Consider the following 18,949-nt stretch of genomic DNA (forward strand, 5'->3'; position numbering starts at 1 on the left):
CGCGCTGGCCAGGCTAGTGCGCCGGCAGTGCGATGGCCTGGTCTTCGACGCAGGCCACCAGGCGCTCTCCGGCGTCCATGACGGGCGCAATGCCTGCGGTGAACCGGGAGAACGCCGGCAGTATCGTCAGTCTTTCGCGCAACCAGAACGCCGGCCAGCGCCGTTGCATGCCCGGCAGGCGTGCCAGTGGATGCAGATGGCCACACAGCACGTGCAGTCCCGGATGCGGCTGTGGCGCATGACGGAGCAGAAAGGGGCCTTCCTGCACACGCTCGCCGAGCAACTCGATACCCAGGTCTGCCTTGGGCAGCACGCGGTCGTGATTGCCTTCAAGCGCGCCGATCCACAGGTCCGGGTGCTGCTCGCGCCAGCCCTGCCACTGGCGGTACCACGCCGCGCGATGCGCTGCGCCATGCAGCACGTCGCCCAGGATCCACAGTTGGCGCACGTCGTGCTGTTGCAGCAACCGGCCCAACTGCTCCAGATCATCCTGCGTGCCACCCCGGGGCAGACCGATGCCTGCGCGCCGGAACAGATCGGCCTTGCCCAGATGCAGATCGGCGATCAACAAGCCGTGCCGCGCAGGCCAGTACATCGCACGCGCGCCCAGCAGGTGCACCGTTTCGCCAGCGAGGTGGATCGGCAGCTCAGGCGCCATGACGTTTCTCCAATTGCTGTGCCGCGCGCAGTACGCGGGTCTTCCAGTCTTCGTTGCTGAGCTGACCGCGCAAACGCTCGGCCCACAGCGGGAAAGACAGCGGTCCGAGGCTGGTGGGGTGTTGCAGGCTCAGTGTGCGTGCCTGGCAGGACGACAGCGCGCGGGCCAGACTGTCAAGATCGAGTTGATCGTGCAGCACTTCGTGTTCGGCCAGCGTCAGCAGGATGTGATCCGGATCGTGCTGGCGCAGCACGTCGTACAGCAATCCACTGGAGGCCTGCAGCTGACGCAGGCTGCGCGGCGTGCGTCCTGGCAAGGCTGGCACCAGCATGCCGGACACGCGCGCGATGTCGCGGAACTGGCGTCGTGCGAGCTCACCCAGGTTGAGGCTCTCGCGCAGGTCCCTGAGCAAGCCCTCCGGCTCAAGCAGCGCGCGCACGCCCGCCGCATCGATTTCGACAGCGCGCGCAGGTGAGAGTACGAAGCCATAGTCGTTTGCCGCGTAGCCGAAGGTATTGGTGTGCAGCCGTGTCCAGCGCATCGCCATCAAGGCGGCCAGTCCTTCATTGACCTGCCGCCCGGCGAAGGGATACACGAACACGAACTGGCCCTCGCGGCGGCGGACATGCTCCACCAGTAACCGATCCGGTGCGGGCAGCGCGGACAGGCGTGCCTGCAGTGACAACAGCGGCACCAGCCATTGCAGCTCAGGGCTGTCCGGTGGGCTGGCCAGCACGGTCTCCATTTCATGCCCCAGCGCTTCGGAGAGTGGCAGCCGACCGCCCTGCCAGCGCGGCACCACGCCATCGCCGCCGCGTGCCACGCGCACGTAGGCGGTCAGATTCTCCAGGCGCACCAGCTCCAGCAGGCGGCCGGCGAACTGGAAGCGGTCGCCGGGGCGCAACCGGCTGAGGAACTGTTCCTCCACTGCGCCGAGCCGGCCGCCGCGCAGGAACTGCACCATGACGCTGCCATCGCTGGTGATGGTGCCGATCGACAGTCGATGCCGCAGCGCGACGCGGCGGTCATGTACGCGATACAGGCCATCGTCATCGCGCACGACCTTGTGGAAGTCCGGGTACTGCGACAGCGCGCGCCCGCCCTGCACGATGAACTCCAGCACGCCCTCCCAGTGCGCGCGGTCCAGCCCGGCGAAGGCATGCGTGCGTCGTACCTGGTCGAACAGCGCATCGGGGTCGAAGCCACCGCCGAGCGCGCAGCTCACCGCATGCTGCGCCAGTACATCCAGCGACAACCGTAGTGGTCGTCGTGCTTCGATGTGCCCTTGGGCCAGCGCGCGACGTGCCGCGGCATACTCGACCAGCTCCAGCGCATGCGAAGGCACACACACGATGTGCCCGGATTCGCCGGGGCGATGTCTGGCGCGCCCCGCACGCTGCAGCAGACGTGCGATGCCCTTGGGGCTGCCGATCTGCAGCACCTGATCGACACTGGGGAAATCAACGCCGAGGTCCAGACTGGAGGTTGCCACCACGCAGCGCAGCCGGCCTTCGCGCAGGCCTTCCTCGGCAGCGCGGCGCAGGGCCGGGTCGAGCGAGCCGTGATGCAGCGCGAGTGTGTCCGGGTCTTCCGGCCACACCGCAGACAGCGCCTGATGCCAGAGCTCGGCGTGGGCACGCGTGTTGGTGAACAGCAGGCTGGTGTGCACTGTCAGCAGTTTTTCCAGCACGCGCTGCAACTGCGACAGACCCAGGTGGCCTGCCCACGGGAAGCGCTCGCCCTGAGCGGGCAGCAGCGTCTCCACACTGATCGGGCGCGGCCGCGCGCCGGCCACCAGCGGGGCATCGGGCACATCGGGCAACAGCACCTCGCGTGCTTCGTCCAGGTTGCCCAGCGTTGCCGACAGCCCCCACACCTGCAGCGCGGGCAGGGCATCACGCAGGCGGCGCAGGTTCAACTGCAGCAGCACGCCACGCTTGTTGCCCAGCAGTTCATGCCACTCATCCACCACCACGCAGCGCAGGTGCTGCAGGCGCGCCATCGTGTCGGGATAGCTGAGCAACAGCGCCAGCGACTCCGGCGTGGTGACCAGCACATCGAGGCGGCCCTCGCGCGCCAGCCGCTTGTCGCGCGCGCTGGCATCGCCGGTACGCAGGCCCACCTGCCAGCCCAACCCGAGGGCATCCAGCGGCTCACGCAGCGCGCGCGCCGTGTCGGCGGCCAGTGCGCGAAGCGGGGTGATCCACAGTACCTGCAGGACCGGTACCGGAGTCTTTGCGCGGCCGCGGGTGGTACGCGGGGGTGGATCGTTGAGCGCCTGCAGCAGCGGACCACCGAACATCGCCAGCGTCTTGCCGCTGCCCGTCGGGGTATGCAACAGGCCGGACTCGCCGGCCAGGTAGTGCCGCCACATCGCTTTCTGGAAGGGCAGTGGCGCCCAGCCCCGGCTGGCGAACCATGCCGTCAGGCGGGCCATGGCCTCGCGTCGGGTCACCGCGCCAGCGCCTGCAGCTGGGCCAGCGTGTCGGCCTCGCTGGCCGGCTTGTCATGCCGCCAGCGCAGGATGCGCGGGAAGCGTACGGCGATGCCGGATTTGTGCCGTTTGCTGCGGTTCACCGCTTCGAAGCCAAGCTCGAACACCTGCTCGCCACGCACGCTGCGCACTGGCCCGAAGCGCTCGATCGTGTTCGCGCGGATCCAGCGGTCCAGCGCCAGGATTTCCTTGTCGTCCAGACCCGAGTATGCCTTGGCCACCGGCACCAGCGTTTCGCCGTCCCACACCCCGAAGGTGTAATCGGTGTAGAGCGTGCTGCGCCGGCCGTGGCCGGACTGCGCGTAGATCATCACTGCATCGATCGTCAGCGGGGCGATCTTCCACTTCCACCAGTCGCCGCGTCGGCGCCCGGCCTGGTAGACAGAGTCGCCGCGTTTGAGCATCAGCCCTTCCACACCGCGCTCGCGGGCCAGATCGCGCTGCGCGGCTGCCTCGCTCCAATCCGCCACGCGGACCGCCGGCGACAGCATCAGGCGGGGGTCGTCCAGCGCGGCAAGCACCTCGGCCAGGCGCGCCCGCCGTTGTGCGAGCGGCCAAGCGCGCAGGTCGTCACCACCCAGTTCAAGCAGATCGTAGGCGAGCACACGCACCGGCGTATCGCGCAGCGTCTTCGGGCCAGGCTTGAGGCGCTGGATGCGCGTCTGCAGCGCGGTGAAGGGCAACGGCAGATCATCGCCGTCGGCCCAGGCCAGCAACTCGCCATCGATCACACAGCCATCGGGCAAGGCCATCGCCGCCGCTTCAATCTCCGGGAAGCGGCCATCCAGGCGTTCTTCGCCGCGCGACCACAGCGCGACCTCACCCTGGCGGCGCAGGACCTGAAGGCGGATACCGTCCCATTTCCACTCCAGCAGCCAGTCGTCGATCGGTCCGAGCGTGTCGACCTCCGCCTCAAGGGGGGAGGCCAGGAAGAAGGGGTAGGGCTGCTGGCGATCTTCCGGCCGCTCTTCCGGGGACAGCAACGCGGCCAGCAGGCCGGGCGTGGGTACCCATGTGCCCAGCATGCGCTGTGCGATGCGCGCGATATCGATGCCGGACCATTCGGCCAGTGCCTGCTGCACCAGCCGCTGTGACACCCCCACGCGCAGCGCGCCGGTCAGCAGCTTGTTGAACACCAGCCGCTCGTCGAAGGCAAGCTGTTGCCACGCCTGCGTGATCGCGGCGTGGCGCACCGGCTCGGGTTGATTGGCGACCGGCAGCAGCTTCTGCTCGATCCAGTCGGCGAGCGCGATATCCGCACCGGTCTGCAGCGGATCGTCCATCAGCAGGGTGAGTGTCTCGGCCAGATCGCCGACCTGGTCGTAGCTGTCGTCCACCAGCCACGCCGGTGTGTCGGACATCTCGGCTACCCACGCGCGCAGTTCGGCATTGCCGGCGATCTTCTGCCGCGCACTGGTTACCTTGCCGCCGGCCAACAGGAACAGGGCCCATGCCGCGTCGTGCGCAGGCGCCTGCTGGAAGTAGCGCACCAGCGCAGCGCGCTTGTCGCCGGTGGCGGTGCTGCGGTCCAGTTCGCTGTAAAGCGCGGCGAAGCGTTTCATTCTTCGTCCCCGTAGCCGGTGGCGAAGGCCTCGGCGGCGACACCCCGCTCGCGCAGGAACCGGATCAGCGCATCGGTATTGCCGTGGGTGGCGATGACGCGGCGTGCGCCGGTCTCGGCGATGGTGCGCAGCAGGTCGGGCCAGTCGGCGTGATCGGAGACCACAAAGCCGCGATCGTAGTTGCGCCGGCGGCGGTTGCCACGCACCCGCATCCAGCCCGAGGCAAAGCCCAGCTGCGCGCGCTTGAAGCGGCGCATCCACGCGCTCCCGGCGGCCGAGGGTGGAGCAAGAATCAGCTTGCCGGCGAACTCGGCGCCGCGCGCCTGTTCGCTGACCGGCTCGGTGGCCAACATGGGAATGCCGGCCTGGCGATAGACCGCGACACCGGTGGCGATCGCGCCATGCAGCAGGGCGGGCTGGTCATCCAGTGGCAGCAGTTCGGCAAGGATCCGCTGCGCTTTGCCGAGCGCGTAGCACAGCAGCACGGCCGCCTCGCCGCGCGCTTCGCACTCGCGCCGCCAGGCCACGATGTCGGCGGCGACCTGGGCGGTGTCCGGCCAGCGGTAGACCGGCAGGCCGAACGTCGCTTCGGTGATGAAGGTGTCGCAGGGCACCACCTCGAATGGGTCGCAGCTCGGATCGTGCTGGCGCTTGTAGTCGCCCGATGCCACCCAGACCCGTCCGGCATGCGCGATCCGCACCTGCGCCGAGCCAAGCACATGCCCGGCCGAATGCAGCGAGACGTCGGTGTCGCCCAGCGTGAAGCGCTCACCGTAATCATGTGCGGTGCAGTCCACATCGCCCAGCCGCCAGCGCAGGATCGGCAGGGTCTGTGTGGTGCAGTGGTAGTGGCCCATCCCGTTGCGCGCGTGATCGCCATGGCCGTGCGTGATCACCGCCCGCGGTACCGGGCGCCAGGGATCGATATGGAAATCACCGGCCGGGCAGTAGAGGCCCTCCGGGCGCAGCACCACCAGGTCGTCGTTGTCGGCATCCACGTTCATGCCTGCACTGTGCCGCCGCCCTCGTGCAGGAGGTGAGAATCCGCATGAACGGAGGCCCAGCCGGGGATGCGGCAGAATCGAGGTCTCTGTCTGCAAGGAGGGTGCCCCGATGAGGCCTGCACTGCCCGCGTTCGAGACGCACGAGGTGAGCAACCAGCCGCCGCCCTTCGTGGGCCGCAACCTATGGGCGGACGATGTGGCGCTGGCCGATGCAGTACAGCGCGAAGGCGGCGCTGCGTTCGTGGGCCAGCTGGCGCGGTATGGCGTCCTTGCAGGCGATGAGTTGTATCGGATCGGTTTCGATGCCAACCGCGACCGACCGCGGCTGCGCACGCACGATGCGCAGGGCCATCGCATCGATACGGTCGAGTTCCATCCGGCCTACCACCGGTTGATGACCGCGGCGAAGACGCATGGCGTGGCCGGGCTGTCGTGGCACGACGGCCGTCCTGGCGCACATGTCGCGCGCGCGGCGCTGAGCTATCTGCACCATCAGGCCGAGGCCGGCACCAGTTGTCCGCTGACGATGACCCACGCCGCCGTTGCGGTGCTGCGGCAGGCGCCGTCGCTGGCCGACTGGGCGGACAAGGCGGCAGCCCCGCACTACGACCCGCGCGACGTGCCGATCGCCGACAAGGCCGGGATCACGCTGGGCATGGGCATGACCGAGAAGCAGGGCGGTTCGGACGTGCGCAGCAACACCACCCGCGCCGAGCCCCAGGCCGATGGCAGCTATGCGTTGGTCGGGCACAAGTGGTTCTTTTCCGCGCCGATGTCCGATGGGTTCCTGGTGCTGGCGCAGGCACCGGGTGGCTTGAGTTGTTTCCTGATGCCGCGGCGCCTGGCCGATGGCAACCGCAATGCGTTCCACCTGATGCGTTTGAAAGACAAGCTCGGGGACTGGTCCAACGCCTCCAGCGAAGTGGAGCTGTGCGGGGCCCTGGCGCAGCGTGTCGGCGAGGAAGGGCGAGGGGTGGCGACCATCATCGGCATGGTGATGATGACGCGGCTGGACTGCATGCTTGGCGCCGCGGCGGAAATGCGCATGGCGCTCGCGCAGGCGCTGCATCACACGCGGCACCGCAACAGCTTTGGCAGGCGGTTGTGCGAGCACGCGCTGATGGCCAATGTGCTGGCCGATCTGGCAATCGAGTCTGAAGCGGCCACGGTGTTTGCGATGCGTGTCGCGCGCGCCGTGGACCAGGCCGGCAACGATCCGCAGCAGGCTGCCTTCGCACGCATCACCACCGCCGTGGGCAAGTACTGGGTGTGCAAGCGGGCTGCCGTGTTCGTCAACGAAGCGCAGGAATGCCTCGGTGGCGCCGGCTATGTGGAAGAGTCGATGCTGCCGCGGCTGTATCGGCAGGCCCCGTTGAATTCGATCTGGGAAGGCAGCGGCAACATCCAGTGCCTGGATGTGCTGCGTGCCCTGTCGCGCGAACCACAGGCAATGCAGGCGCTGGACGCCGAGCTCGATGCGGCGGCCGGCGTGGATGCGATCTATGACGCCGCGCTGCGGGTGTTGCGCACGCAGCTGGCGGCAACGCCGGAACAAGCGCAGGCGCGTCGCATCACCGAACGCTTGGCGCTGGTGTTGCAGGCCGCCGTACTGCTGCATGCGCGCAGCCCGAACGCATCGGTCTTCATCCGCTCACGGCTCGGTGCCGAGCATGGGATGGCGTTCGGGACGCTGTCGGCGGATGTGGACTTCGGCGCCGTCCTGAGCCGCGCACTGCCGTAACGCAAACGCCCCCTCCGGGGAGGGGGCGCTGCGACAACCGCAATTCGAACAGCTTGCCTGACTCAGCGCTTGGCTTCGTTGGCGTTCTTCTGCGCGTCGTCGGCAACATCACGCGCCTTGTCGGCCACCTTCTGCGCGGCATCGGCGGTGGAGTCGCTGGCGTGGGCCGCGGCATCCTTGGCAGCGACCTTTGCTTCGCCCGCGGCTTCGGAGGTGGCGGCAGCGGCGCGGTCGAGTGCCTGCTGGGTATCGGCGGCAGCGCGCTCGGACGCGGCAGCCGCGTCATCGGCGGCATTGCGGGTCGCTGCGGCAGCCTTGTCGACGGCTTCGCGCGCGGCGGCGTTGGTGCTATCGGCTGCCTGGGCGGCATCGCGACGGGCCTGTTCGGCCTCCGGGCCCTTGCACGCGGCCAGGCCGAGCAGCAGGGAAGCGGCCAGCAGGGAGGTGGTCAACGGACGGATCTTCATGTGGCGCTCCGGTAAGGCGATGGATGGGAGGCCAGCCTATTCATGCGTCTGTGAAGAACCGGTGGGTGGCGGGGCCTGCTCAACACGCGCCCAAAGAAAAAGCCGCTGGCGAACCAGCGGCTTCTTCAGACTTGCTTGAAGAAAGAAGTTATTACTTCTTGGCTTCTTCAGCAGCGTCCTTGGCCTTCTCGGCGGTGCCTTCGGCAGCCTTGGCAGCGTCGGCAGCCTGGTCGGCAGCAGCGTCGGTGGCAGCGCCAGCAGCCTGGGCAGCGGCATCAGCCGAAGCGTCAGCAGCGGTGGTGGCGGTGTCAGCAGCAGCCTGGGCAGCGTCAGCAGCCGGGGCGCCAGCAGCAGCGGCCTGGTCGGCAGCGGCCTGGGCGTCAGCGGCAGCTTCGTTGGCCGAAGCGGCGGCGTCAGCAGCCTGCTCCTGCTTCGAGCAGGCGGTCAGAGCCAGGCCCAGGGCCATTGCGATCAGCAGCTTGTTGATGCTCATTGTTGTGAATCCTCGTCGTTAGATTAGGCAACGCGCTATTGCGCGCCCGGCAACATGATGACAAGCCAAGATTGGCTGTCAAGCGATCGCGCATTCAGTTTTGAGAAATGCGCGTTAAATCAAATCAAATCAATTCGATAGCGATGGCGGTTGCTTCGCCGCCGCCAATGCACAGGGTAGCAATTCCGCGCTTGGCCTCACGCTTGCGCAATGCGTTCACCAGTGTGACCACCAAGCGCGCACCCGAGGCACCGATGGGATGGCCCAGTGCGCAGGCGCCGCCGTTGACGTTGACCTTGTCATGCGGGATGCCCAGTTCGCGGATCGGCGCCATCGCCACGACGGCAAAGGCCTCGTTGATCTCGAACAGGTCCACCTGGTCCAGCGTCCAGCCGGTTTTTTCCAGCAGCTTCTGGATCGCTCCGATCGGGGCGGTGGTGAACCACTCCGGCGCCTGCGAATGTGTGGCGTGGCCGACGATGCGGGCCAGCGGCTGCAGCCCGCGGGCGGCGGCGTCCTCTTCGGTCAGCAGCACCACGGCAGCAGCGCCGTCGGAGATGCTCGAGGAACTGGCCGCGGTGACCGTGCCGTCCTTCTTGAAGGCCGGACGCAGGGTCGGGATCTTGATGACGTCCGAACGGCCCGGCTGCTCGTCCTGCGCGAAATCGACCTCGCCCTTGCGGGTGCTCACCTTCACCGGCACGATTTCATCGTCGAACGCGCCATTGGCCTGCGCAGCCAGCGCGCGGCGCACGGATTCGATGGCGAAGGCATCCTGCTCCTCGCGGCTGACCTGGAACTTGTCGACGGTGCACTCGGCGAACTCGCCCATTGCTTTGCCGTCATAAGCGTTGACCAGGCCGTCGTGGGCCATGTGGTCGACCGCCTGGAAATTGCCGAAGCGGTTGCCGGTACGCGAGTTGGGGAGCATGTGCGGGGCGTTGGACATCGATTCCATGCCGCCGGCAACCACGATGCTGGCCGAGCCGGCCTTGATCAGGTCATGCCCCAGCATGATGGCCTTCATGCCCGAGCCGCACACCTTGTTGAGGGTGGTGGCGCCGGTGGAGACCGGAATCCCGGCGGCGATCGCGGCCTGGCGGGCCGGCGCCTGGCCGAGATTGGCCGGCAGCACGCAGCCCATGATCACTTCGGAAACGTCCGCAGCCGGGATCCCGGATTGTTCCAGGGCCGCGGCGATCGCGGTGGACCCGAGGGTCGGGGTCGGCACGCCATTGAACTGGCCCAGGAAGGAGCCGATGGCGGTGCGCTTGGCGGCGGCGATGACGATGTTGGACATGTGCAATCTCTTTGATGCGTGAGCGAAGAGCGGAATGGGAACGCGGGCGTTGGAAGCCGACGCATTTCCCGGCAGACTGCGTGGGGGTCGGTCCAGTATAGAGGGTCGGCATTGACCGCCGGTGTCTGCCCGGGAGGCCGACAGGTGGGGAAGGTCCATTCACAAGGGGAGCGGGGATGAAACAGGTTGTGATCGGCAGGTCGGCCCTGGCCGCGGCATTGGCCTTGGCGTTGAGCGCGTGCGGAGGCGGGGGCAGCAATGTCCGGGGGGACCTGGAGCCGTCGCCTCCACCGACCACCCCGCCGACGCCGCCCCCTACCACCCCACCGACGCCACCGCCGACCACGGCACCGCCGGCACAGCCGGCCTTCGATGCGCACCTGAGCATCATCCAGGCCGGTCCCGCGCAGGCGGCCGGCTGGACTGGCGCGGGCGTGCGCATCGGCGTGGTCGATTCAGGCGTCAACCGCAGTCATCCGGCGCTCAACGGGCGCGTCGTGGCCAGTTACAACTACGTCGATCCGCGGGTGAACAACCTCAACGTGGACGACGTGGTCGGGCATGGCACCGTGGTGTCCCAGCTGGCTGCCGGTCGGCGGGTCGGGAGCTGGCCAGGCGGTGTGGCCACGGACGCGCAGATCGTGTCGGCACGGATCATCGCCGACAAAAGCCCGGTCGATGATGGTTCCGGCAGCGGCAACCAGGTCAGCGGTGCGCTGGGCCTGGCGCCGGTGCACCAGGATCTGATCAATGCCGGCGTCAAGATCATGAACAACTCGTGGGGCGGTCTGTACTGGACCAATCCGGCCGCCACCGTGCCGATCGCCCAGGAGTACCGTCCCTTCATCATCGGCAATGGCGGCCTGGTGGTGTTCGCAACCGGCAACGAGAGCAAGGCCAATCCGTCCAGCATGGCGGCACTGCCCAGCCAGCCGGGTACCGGCGGCAGCCTGCCGGCAGCGGATCTGGAGCGTGGCTGGCTCAGCGTGACCGCGGTCGATACCGCGGACCCGAGCAGGCTGGCCTCCTATGCCAACGCGTGCGGCGTGGCGGCACGCTATTGCCTTGCCGCCCCCGGCACCGCAGCGTATGTGGATCCGGCCAACACCGGCGGCACGCCCACGTACTACTACGGCTCGGGCACGTCCTATGCAGCGCCGCTGGTCTCCGGCGCGGCCGCGCTGGTGTGGCAGAAGTACCCGTACTTCACCAATGACCTGGTGCGTCAGACCCTGCTCGGCACGGCGACCGATCTCGGCGCAGGCGGCGTGGACAGCACGTTCGGCTATGGCCTGCTCAACATCGCCAAGGCGATCAACGGGCCGGCCCGGTTCGACTGGGGTGACGTCACCGCCAATGTCGCGACGGTCGGTCTGGACTCGGTATGGGCCAACGACATCAGCGGCACGGGCGGGTTGATCAAGCAGGGCATCGGATCACTGACCCTGGCCGGTTCCAATACCTACAGCGGGGACACCCGCATCGAGCGTGGCACGCTCGCGCTGCGCGGGGGGGCGTCGATCACCTCCGATGTCCTGATCGTGCCGCAGGCCGATGCACCCGGCAACGCCGCCCTGCAGTTCATGAACGGCACGACGCGGGTGGCTGGCAACGTGGACAACGGTGCCAGCGTGATCCTCCGCAGCGCCAACATCGATGCCACTGTCGAGGGCAATTACGTGCAGCGTGCCGGTGCACAGCTGGTGGTGGCGCTGGGTGCCAATGCGCTCAAGGTCACCGGCACGGCGTCGCTGGCGGGCAATGTGCACGTGGACAGCATCCTCAGCGGTTACGTGCCCGCCGATGGACGCTCCCAGGCGCTGCTGCAGGCCGAGGGTGGCGTGAGCGGCACGTTTGCCAGCGTGACCAATGCGCTGGCGACGGGCACGCTGCTTCAGACCAGCCTGCGCTATCAAAGCAACGACGTCAGCCTGATCACCGACCGGATCAATGTCATCAGTGCGACCCAGCAGGCCGGTCTGAGCGGGATTACGCTGGCCTCGGCGGCCCGGGTGGAATCGGCGTTCGAAGTCCTCGATGGCAGCGGTGGCGCGTTCACCGGCTTCGCGGGGGCGGCCGGTGAGCTGCAGCGTGTGGAGGGTGCCGGTGCGTTGCAGGCGAGCCTGGACAGCCTGTCCGGCAAGGCCCATGCGCTGGCCACCGCATCGACCTTCGACAGCATCGACATGAACCGCCGTGCGCTGTCGGCCCGCGTTGGCGAGGTGCAGGCCGCACCGCGTCTGCGCGGTACCTGGCAAAGCGCGCTGGGCGAGGCGGGGCAGGGCAGCTTCGCCGGCAACGGCGTGGCCACCCGGGGCTGGATGATGGGCCAGGACATGGCGCTGGGCAGCCACGGCATGCTCGGGTTCGCGTTCGGTGAAACGCGCAGCTTCGGCGGCCGTGACTGGGGCAGCGACCGTGGGCGCGACCGCCAGTCGCAGGCGCAGTTGTATGCAGGCTGGGGCACCGGCCGCGCCTATGCGATGGGGCAGCTGGGGGCAGGCCAGTTCACGCGCGAGATCGACCGCCAGTTGCTGCTCGGCGCGGGCCAATACGGTGTCAACGCACGCTATGGCGGCAGCTTCAGTGCGGCCAGCGTGGAATCGGGATATCGCTTCGGCAATGCCGTCGCGTCGCTGACGCCCTATCTGGGCGCGGAGTATGCCCGCGTGGACAGCGACGGTTTCAGCGAGCAGGGCGGCATGGGCTTCGGCCTGCGGACGCTCGATGCGGTCAGTACGCGCACCCAGGCCTTGATCGGCATGCGTGCCGAGCGTCGCTGGGGTGGGTGGTCGCTGCGCGGCTATGCCGAGTGGCAGCAGCACCTGGCCAGTACGGGACAGGTGCAGGAGGCCAGTTTCGTGGGCGTGGAGGCCTGGGCGCCACTGTCCGGCCTGCAGCCGGCGCGCTCGGGCGGCCTGTTCGGGCTGTCCGTGGAATCGTGGTTGAGCCGCAACACGCGCCTGGCGTTCGGCTATGACCAGCGGTTCGGCCCGCGGGGCGATCTGCGCCAGGTGCAGCTGCGCTACTCGGCCGGGTTCTGAGGGCGGGCCCCACCGCGAGGTGCGCTACAAAAAAGAGGGCGCGATCCATGATCGCGCCCTCGTCGTTTTGATCGCCGCAGCAGATCAGTTGCCGCGCAGCGTTCCCAGCCGCGGCGTGGCGCGGCCCAGTGGCATCTTCAACTTGCCGATCGACAGGATGCGCGACTCGGCGATCTGATCGGCGGCGCGCTGTGGCGCGATGCCTTCGCTCTGCGACAGCGCGAAGATGCGGCCCAGGTTGTGGTAAATGCTGCGGATCAGGCGCATCGCACGCTCGCGGTTGTAGCCGTCGATTTCCAGCGAGACGTTCATCACGCCGCCGGCGTTGACCGCGTAATCGGGCGCGTAGAGGATGCCGCGCGCATGCAGCTCGTCACCCACGTCCAGGCTGGAGAGCTGGTTGTTGGCGGTGCCGCAGACGATCTTGCACCTCAGGCGCGGCAGCGTCTCCGGGTTGATCGCACCTTCCAGGGCGCAGGGCGCGAAGATGTCGGCATTGACGTCGTAGATGTCCTCCGGCTTGACGGCTTCGGCACCGTATTCGGTCACCGCACGCTCGACCCGCGCGCTGTCCAGGTCGCTGACGTACAGCTTGGCGCCGCGGTCGCGCAGCAGCTTCACCAGTTCCATGCCGATGTGGCCCAGGCCCTGCACCGCGATGCTGGCCTTGCCGACTTCCTCATGGCCCAGCTTGTGCTGCATCGAGGCCATCAACGCCTGCAGTGCGCCGTACGCGGTGAACGGTGCCGGATCGCCGGAGCCGCCATGCACCTGGTGTACGCCGGTGACGTACTCGCTTTCCAGGTAGATGTTCTCCATGTCGTTGACATCGGTGCCGACATCTTCGGCGGTGATGTAACGCCCGCCCAGCGAATCCACGTAACGGCCGAACGCGCGGAACAGCACTTCGGTCTTGTCGCGCTTGGGGTCACCGATGATCACGGCTTTGCCACCGCCTACGTTGAGGCCGGCCAGCGCGTTCTTGTAGGTCATGGTGCGGCTCAGCCGCAGCGCATCTTCCAGGGCCTCGTCAGTGCTGGCGTAGGGACGCATGCGCACACCGCCCAGGGCTGGGCCCAGCGTGGTGTTGTGGATCGCGATGATCGCCCTCAGGCCGGCATCGCGGTTGTGGCAGAACACCACTTGCTCGTGACCGGTAGATTCGAGGGTTTCAAATAACATGGTGGCTCCGATGGTGCGAACGGTGGCGAACAGCGGCGAACGCGCCAGCAAAAGGTGGGGTGTAAAACAAAAAAAGCGACGTCGTCGGGTCTCGGACGGGTCGCGCGGCGCCATTCTAGAGCATTCCGCCGGAGGGTGGTGTCAGGGTTCCGCTGCGGGGGGCATGGCCACCGCCATTAAAGTTGCTGACGTGCAGGCCGATGCCGTCGCAAGGGTGTGCATCACCGGCAATCGCAGGACGGATCACGTGGGCGCAGTCGCAACAAGGCAAGTGCGGTATCCCACGTGGCCAGGAGCCCTGGCGTGACGGGCGCAGTCTTCCTCGCGGTCGTGGTGGCAGCCCTGCTGGGTGGGGGGCTGCTGCTCCGCCGCCGGCGTGCCGCGGCGGCTCCGGCGGCCGCCCGCGCGGTAAGCGGGCACTACCCGGCAACCGCGGCCGCTGGCGCGCCCCTGCACCAGGCAGCCGATCCCGTGGCGGCCCTGCAGGTGGGCCTGCACGCGCTCGCTCTGGTGCCCCGCAGTGGCGATCCGGCCGATGCGGCGGTCGGCCATTCGGTCGAACTGCGCGATGCGGTCACCGCGTCCCTGCTGGCCCGGGACTGGTCGGCCAAGCATCTGCCGCGTCGCCCGCAACTGCTGCCGCAGCTGATCCAGACCGTCAACGACAGCGACGCCTCCGCCCGCGCCATGGCCAGCATCATCGGGCAGGATCCGGTGCTGACCGGCAACCTGCTGCGGATCGCCAACAGTCCCGTCTACCGGGTGCAGGCCAAGCCGGTGGAAACCCTGCAGCGTGCCGTCACCCTGGTCGGCACCGACGGGATCCGCCAGATCATCAGCGCGGTGCTGGTGCAGCCGGTGATGCAGCTGCAGTGCGACGCGTTTCCGCAGTTCAGCGCGGTGATCTGGGAGCATGCGCTGCTGGCCTCGCGCGTCGCCGCCGACCATGCGCGCACGGTGACCCATGAGGACGGTTTCGCTGCGCAGTGGCTCGGCCTCACTCAAGGGCTCGGCGCGGCGCTGGTGATGCGCCACCTGCTCGATGCCTGCGCGCAACAGCAGGTGGCCGCGCCGCCGCGCGTGCTGGCCGCCGACCTGCTCGACAGCTGGACCCTGCCGGTGGCGAGCCGGATTGCCGCGGCATGGGAGTTGCCCAAGGCCGTGCATGATGCCCTGATCCGCCAGAGTGGCAGTGGCCTGGCCGCCAGCCTGCGTTTCGCGCGGGCGGTGGCCGCGGCCAGCCTGCTGTGCCGCCATGGTCAGATCGGGCAGGTCCAGGCACTGGCCTGGCTGGAACAACTGGACGACACGCCGCCGCATGCGCTGCAGTGGATCTGGCGTCGCGTACACGGACGCTCGGTGGAAACGCTGGAGGGCGATGAGCCCGGATTCGAGGTGGCGCAGGCCGGCTGAGCTAGAGCTGCGATTCCAGCGGCAGCCAGCTGATCGCGCGTGCGCTGGCCCGCAGCCAGACGCCGGCCTCCGGCTCGGTGTACAGCCAATGCGGCGGCTGCGCATCACGCTCCAGCCAGCGAACCTTGTCATCCGGCCCCAGCGCCACCCAATAGCTCTGGCGCGGGTCGGCCAGGTGCAGGTATTCCTCGCGCAGCTTCCCCGCCAGCACGGGATCGTCGAACAGCACGCCCATCTCGGTGTTGAGATAGGCTGAGCGGGGGTCCAGATTGAACGAACCGACGAAGCCGCGCTGGTCATCGATCATGAAGGCCTTGGTGTGCAGGCTGGCGCCGCTGCTGCCGAACAGGCCGCCGCCATCGACATTGCCACGTGATTTGAGCTCGTACAGCTGCACGCCACTGCGCAGCAGTGGGGCGCGGTAATGCATGTAACCGCTGTGCACGGCAGCCACGTCATTGGCGGCCAGGGAGTTGGTGATGACCGCGACCTGGGCCCCGCGCGCGACCATCGCACCCAGCCCTTCGGTGCCGTCCTCACCAGGAACGAAGTAGGGCGAGATCAGCAGGGCTTTATGCCGTGCGCTTTCCAGTTCCTGCACCAGGCGCGTGACCAGCCAACCGGCCTGATCGTCGCGGCGGTGCTTCATCGGCGGGTCCGAGGCGATATCCACGTGGTCCGTCCAGTGAAGACCCAGCGTATCGCGGTAGTACGATTTCTCCGCCTGCGAGCGCGCCACGCGTTCCAGGTAAGGCTTGGCACTGTCCAGCCGCGCTTCGTGCTCGCTTTCGCGGATCAGCAGGCGCAGCTGCGGTTCGGTATAGAACGCCAGTGCACGGATCGGCACGGCGGTATCGCTGTTCCAGTAATCGTCGAAAATCGTGTTGGCCTGCTGCACCGATTCGCCGGCCACCAGCAGGTCCAGGTCGCGGAAGTTCACGTCCGGGCGCGCGCTGAAATACTCCTCGCCGATATTGCGGCCACCGACGATCGCCACGCGCCCGTCGGCGATCCATGACTTGTTGTGCATGCGGTGATTCACGCTGAAAACGCGCTGCACCATCTCGACCAGGCGCCAGAGCCCGCTGCGGTTGCGGAACGGGTTGTACAGGCGGATCTCGATGTTGGGGTGCGCATCGAGCGCCATCATCAGCGCGTCCTTGTCCTGTGCGTTCATGTCATCGAGCAGGATGCGGACCCGCACGCCGCGCTCGGCCGCGCGGTACAGCTCGTTGGCCATGAGATGGCCGATCAGATCGTCGTGCCAGATGTAGTACTGCAGGTCCAGGCTGCGCCCGGCGTGCTGGGTGATCACCGCGCGCGCGGCGTACGCATCCAGTCCATCGGACAGGAAGGCCACACCGCTCTGGCCAGGATGCTCGGCCTGCAGGCGGGCCAGCTCGCGATCGATCGCGGTCTGGTCGGCCTGCGTGGGCAGCACCGTGGAACGCTCACCCAGGGCCTGCGGGGTGAGGTGGTCGGCCAGCAGCAAGCCGCTCAGGACCAGCAGGATCAGCAGGGCGAAGACGATCCCCAGCCAGCGCAGCAGCCGGCGCCAGAACGGTTTTTTATCGGTCATGCCCTGATCGTAAGCGGCGCGGGCGTGCAGCGCGAGCGCTGGCGCGGTTCAGAAGCGCTCGTCCGGCGCCAGGTAACGCCATTGGCCCGGCGCCAGTTTGCCCATCGCCACGCGGCCGATGCGCAGGCGGCGGATGCTGATGACCTCCAGCCCGACCTGGGCGCACATGTCGCGCAACTGGCCCGGATGCACCGGCTTGATCGCAAAGCGCAGGCGGGTTTCGTTCTGCCAGCTCACCTTGCACGGTGGCAACGGCCAGCTGCGGAAGCTCAGCCCGTGCGCGAGGCGCTTCATGCCATAGGGCGCCAGCTCGCCACTGACTTCCACCAGGTATTCCTGCTCCAGCGTTGCACCGCGATCCTTCAGGTGCGAGATCACGCGCCCGTCCTGGCTGACCACGACCAGGCCGCTTTCGTCATCGGACAGCGGCATCACCAGTTGCAGGGCGTGGAAATGCCGCTGCAGCAGGGTCACACCGGTGGCATCGAGTTCACTGCGGGTGTCCGGGGTGACCAGCGCGCACAATTCGTCCGAGCGCATGCCGGCCGGCTTGTGCAGCAGCATGCTCACGGTCTCGGTGCGGGTCGCCTCGGCGTTCTCGCGCAGCACGATGTCCTCGTCGGTGACCATCGTCTGCGGCTGTTCGACCACCTTGCCGTTGACGGTCACCCAGCCGCCTTCGATATAGCGCTGGGCGTCGCCACGGGAGCAGCCGATCAGGCTGGTCAGGCGTTTGTCGAGTCGGATCGGGTCGGTCATCGGGCAGGCAACATAAAACGGGAAGCGGGCGGGGAGTGTACTGGCTGGGGCCCGGCGCTGCGCGATGCTGGACGCCGCGGCTCAGGCCGGCGTGCGTTCCAGGTGGGTCAGGTACAGGCGCAGATCGAACTCCAGCTGGTGGTAATCCGCTTCCATGTGGGTGCACAACTGGTAGAACGCCTTGTTGTGGTCCGATTCCTTCAGATGGGCCAGCTCGTGCACCACGATCATCTTCAGGAACGGCGCCGGCGCCTCGCGGAACACCGTGGCGATGCGGATCTCGCGGCTGGCCTTGAGCCGGCTGCCCTGTACCCGCGAGACCGTGGTGTGGGTGCCCAGGGCGTGCTTGAGCACCTGCAGCCGGCTGTCATAGATCACCTTGGAGAGCGGCGCGGACTGGCGCAGATAGCGCTCTTTCAGGCCCTGGGTGTAGTCGTAGAGCTGGCGGTCGTTGCGCACCGTATGCAGTTCGGCGTAGCGCCGCTCCAGCCACGGCCCCAGCCGGTCGCCCGCGATCAGCTCGCGCACCTGCTGCTGCAGGGCGTCGGGATAGCCGGCGAGGTACTTCAGGGCGGTCATGGGGCGGTTGGGACGGGGCGGGCAGACCAGTATGATGGTCCCCGGAATCCCGCAACAACAGATGCTAGGCGTATGGCGAAGGCAAATCCCCTGCAGGAGCAGCTGCTCAAGGCTGGGCTGGTCAAGAAATCCCAGGTCTCCCAGGCCGCCCGTGAACAGGTGAAAGCCCGCCACGGCAAGGCCCCGGTCGCGCCCAGCGAAAGCCAGCGCGAGGCCGAGCGCCTGCGTGCCGAGAAGGCTGAACGCGATCGCGCGCTGGAAGCCGAGCGCAAGGCCAAGGCCCACGCCCAGGAACTGCAGGCCCAGGTCCGCCAGATCGTCGAGGCGCACAAGGTCAAGCGTGAAGGCGAAAGCGAGTACCGCTTCAATGACGGCACGCTGATCCGCACGATGCTGGTCAACAACGTACTGCGTCGCCAGCTGGCCTCGGGCAGCCTGGTGATCGTCCGCCATGGCGACGGCTTCGAACTGCTGCCGAGGACGGCGGCCGAAAAGGTCCGTGAGCGCGACGCCAGCGTGGTCGTGCTCGACAACAGCCAGCCCGGCAGCGAGCCGAGCACCGGCAACGCCGAGGACGATGCCTACTACGCCCAGTTCCAGGTGCCGGACGACCTGGTCTGGTAAGCCACGTCTGAAGCGTTCACCCGGCGCCGCGGGCGTTCAGCCCCACGTTG

15 protein-coding genes are annotated in these 18,949 nt (G+C 67.8%); 4 read left to right on the forward strand and 11 right to left on the reverse strand.

All coding sequences use genetic code 11. The annotated features are described in order from the left end of the window. Positions 1-13 precede the first annotated feature (13 nt). Genes pdeM through AC13F7_RS04885 form a run of 4 tightly spaced genes read right to left on the reverse strand, consistent with a single transcriptional unit; the run spans position 14 to position 5,718 of the window. On the reverse strand, positions 14-658 hold the full coding sequence (gene pdeM, locus AC13F7_RS04870) for a ligase-associated DNA damage response endonuclease PdeM (RefSeq protein ID WP_481468886.1): 645 nt from the start codon (positions 656-658) through the stop codon (positions 14-16). Next, positions 648-3,095, reverse strand: coding sequence for a ligase-associated DNA damage response DEXH box helicase (locus AC13F7_RS04875; protein ID WP_482999497.1), 2,448 nt, complete (start codon positions 3,093-3,095; stop codon positions 648-650). Before AC13F7_RS04875 ends, pdeM begins: the two co-directional genes overlap by 11 nt. A 14-nt stretch (positions 3,096-3,109) precedes the next feature. Next, complete coding sequence (locus AC13F7_RS04880; RefSeq protein WP_481468884.1) at positions 3,110-4,714, reverse strand: ATP-dependent DNA ligase; 1,605 nt, start codon at positions 4,712-4,714, stop codon at positions 3,110-3,112. Beyond that, positions 4,711-5,718, reverse strand: a complete 1,008-nt coding sequence (locus AC13F7_RS04885) for a ligase-associated DNA damage response exonuclease (protein ID WP_481468882.1) — start codon at positions 5,716-5,718, stop codon at positions 4,711-4,713. Before AC13F7_RS04885 ends, AC13F7_RS04880 begins: the two co-directional genes overlap by 4 nt. 109 nt (positions 5,719-5,827) lie before the next feature. Between AC13F7_RS04885 and AC13F7_RS04890 the strand changes: the two genes are divergently transcribed. After that, the gene (locus AC13F7_RS04890) at positions 5,828-7,459 is read left to right on the forward strand and encodes an acyl-CoA dehydrogenase family protein (protein ID WP_482999416.1); all 1,632 of its coding nucleotides are present in this window, start codon (positions 5,828-5,830) and stop codon (positions 7,457-7,459) included. Positions 7,460-7,521: 62 nt separating this feature from the next. On the opposite strand, the gene AC13F7_RS04895 is transcribed toward AC13F7_RS04890, so the two are convergent. From AC13F7_RS04895 to AC13F7_RS04905, 3 genes are all read right to left on the reverse strand, one after another. Continuing rightward, positions 7,522-7,926 (reverse strand): hypothetical protein, encoded by a 405-nt coding sequence (locus AC13F7_RS04895; protein WP_346468254.1) that lies wholly within the window; start codon positions 7,924-7,926, stop codon positions 7,522-7,524. A gap of 151 nt (positions 7,927-8,077) precedes the next feature. Then, positions 8,078-8,419, reverse strand: a complete 342-nt coding sequence (locus AC13F7_RS04900) for a hypothetical protein (RefSeq protein WP_088434503.1) — start codon at positions 8,417-8,419, stop codon at positions 8,078-8,080. A 124-nt stretch (positions 8,420-8,543) separates the two neighbouring features. Continuing rightward, the gene (locus tag AC13F7_RS04905; RefSeq protein ID WP_482999417.1) at positions 8,544-9,719 is read right to left on the reverse strand and encodes a thiolase family protein; all 1,176 of its coding nucleotides are present in this window, start codon (positions 9,717-9,719) and stop codon (positions 8,544-8,546) included. A gap of 176 nt (positions 9,720-9,895) precedes the next feature. Between AC13F7_RS04905 and AC13F7_RS04910 the strand changes: the two genes are divergently transcribed. Continuing rightward, the gene (locus tag AC13F7_RS04910; RefSeq protein WP_482999418.1) at positions 9,896-12,763 is read left to right on the forward strand and encodes a S8 family serine peptidase; all 2,868 of its coding nucleotides are present in this window, start codon (positions 9,896-9,898) and stop codon (positions 12,761-12,763) included. Between the two features lie 84 nt (positions 12,764-12,847). Here AC13F7_RS04910 and AC13F7_RS04915 read toward each other — a convergent pair whose 3' ends face one another. Beyond that, complete coding sequence (locus AC13F7_RS04915) at positions 12,848-13,945, reverse strand: Glu/Leu/Phe/Val dehydrogenase dimerization domain-containing protein (protein WP_482999419.1); 1,098 nt, start codon at positions 13,943-13,945, stop codon at positions 12,848-12,850. 333 nt (positions 13,946-14,278) lie between these two features. Between AC13F7_RS04915 and AC13F7_RS04920 the strand changes: the two genes are divergently transcribed. Next, positions 14,279-15,358 (forward strand): HDOD domain-containing protein, encoded by a 1,080-nt coding sequence (locus AC13F7_RS04920; protein ID WP_482999498.1) that lies wholly within the window; start codon positions 14,279-14,281, stop codon positions 15,356-15,358. A 1-nt stretch (position 15,359) separates the two neighbouring features. Here the strand turns inward: AC13F7_RS04920 and AC13F7_RS04925 are convergent, their stop codons facing one another. The 3 genes from AC13F7_RS04925 to AC13F7_RS04935 form a co-directional block, all read right to left on the reverse strand. Then, a complete protein-coding gene (locus AC13F7_RS04925) occupies positions 15,360-16,937 on the reverse strand; it encodes a phospholipase D family protein (RefSeq protein WP_481468874.1) in 1,578 nt (525 codons plus the stop codon). Positions 16,938-16,985: 48 nt separating this feature from the next. Next, positions 16,986-17,696 (reverse strand): rRNA pseudouridine synthase, encoded by a 711-nt coding sequence (locus tag AC13F7_RS04930; protein ID WP_482999420.1) that lies wholly within the window; start codon positions 17,694-17,696, stop codon positions 16,986-16,988. Positions 17,697-17,777: 81 nt separating this feature from the next. Further along, positions 17,778-18,275 (reverse strand): M48 family metallopeptidase, encoded by a 498-nt coding sequence (locus tag AC13F7_RS04935; RefSeq protein WP_121038688.1) that lies wholly within the window; start codon positions 18,273-18,275, stop codon positions 17,778-17,780. A 72-nt stretch (positions 18,276-18,347) separates the two neighbouring features. Between AC13F7_RS04935 and AC13F7_RS04940 the strand changes: the two genes are divergently transcribed. Then, a complete protein-coding gene (locus tag AC13F7_RS04940; RefSeq protein WP_482999421.1) occupies positions 18,348-18,899 on the forward strand; it encodes a DUF2058 domain-containing protein in 552 nt (183 codons plus the stop codon). Positions 18,900-18,949: the final 50 nt, after the last annotated feature.

Source organism: Stenotrophomonas sp. K-6 (assembly GCF_056861555.1).

Bases quoted from the DNA above. Each gene is read 5' to 3' on its own strand.
- AC13F7_RS04885 (WP_481468882.1), bottom strand. From the start codon at position 5,718: ATGAACGTGGATGCCGACAACGACGACCTGGTGGTGCTGCGCCCGGAG.
- AC13F7_RS04930 (WP_482999420.1), bottom strand. From the start codon at position 17,696: ATGACCGACCCGATCCGACTCGACAAACGCCTGACCAGCCTGATCGGC.
- AC13F7_RS04915 (WP_482999419.1), bottom strand. From the start codon at position 13,945: ATGTTATTTGAAACCCTCGAATCTACCGGTCACGAGCAAGTGGTGTTC.
- AC13F7_RS04905 (WP_482999417.1), bottom strand. From the start codon at position 9,719: ATGTCCAACATCGTCATCGCCGCCGCCAAGCGCACCGCCATCGGCTCC.
- AC13F7_RS04940 (WP_482999421.1), top strand. From the start codon at position 18,348: ATGGCGAAGGCAAATCCCCTGCAGGAGCAGCTGCTCAAGGCTGGGCTG.
- AC13F7_RS04910 (WP_482999418.1), top strand. From the start codon at position 9,896: ATGAAACAGGTTGTGATCGGCAGGTCGGCCCTGGCCGCGGCATTGGCC.
- AC13F7_RS04875 (WP_482999497.1), bottom strand. From the start codon at position 3,095: ATGGCCCGCCTGACGGCATGGTTCGCCAGCCGGGGCTGGGCGCCACTG.
- AC13F7_RS04895 (WP_346468254.1), bottom strand. From the start codon at position 7,926: ATGAAGATCCGTCCGTTGACCACCTCCCTGCTGGCCGCTTCCCTGCTG.
- AC13F7_RS04925 (WP_481468874.1), bottom strand. From the start codon at position 16,937: ATGACCGATAAAAAACCGTTCTGGCGCCGGCTGCTGCGCTGGCTGGGG.
- pdeM (WP_481468886.1), bottom strand. From the start codon at position 658: ATGGCGCCTGAGCTGCCGATCCACCTCGCTGGCGAAACGGTGCACCTG.
- AC13F7_RS04880 (WP_481468884.1), bottom strand. From the start codon at position 4,714: ATGAAACGCTTCGCCGCGCTTTACAGCGAACTGGACCGCAGCACCGCC.
- AC13F7_RS04935 (WP_121038688.1), bottom strand. From the start codon at position 18,275: ATGACCGCCCTGAAGTACCTCGCCGGCTATCCCGACGCCCTGCAGCAG.
- AC13F7_RS04890 (WP_482999416.1), top strand. From the start codon at position 5,828: ATGAGGCCTGCACTGCCCGCGTTCGAGACGCACGAGGTGAGCAACCAG.
- AC13F7_RS04900 (WP_088434503.1), bottom strand. From the start codon at position 8,419: ATGAGCATCAACAAGCTGCTGATCGCAATGGCCCTGGGCCTGGCTCTG.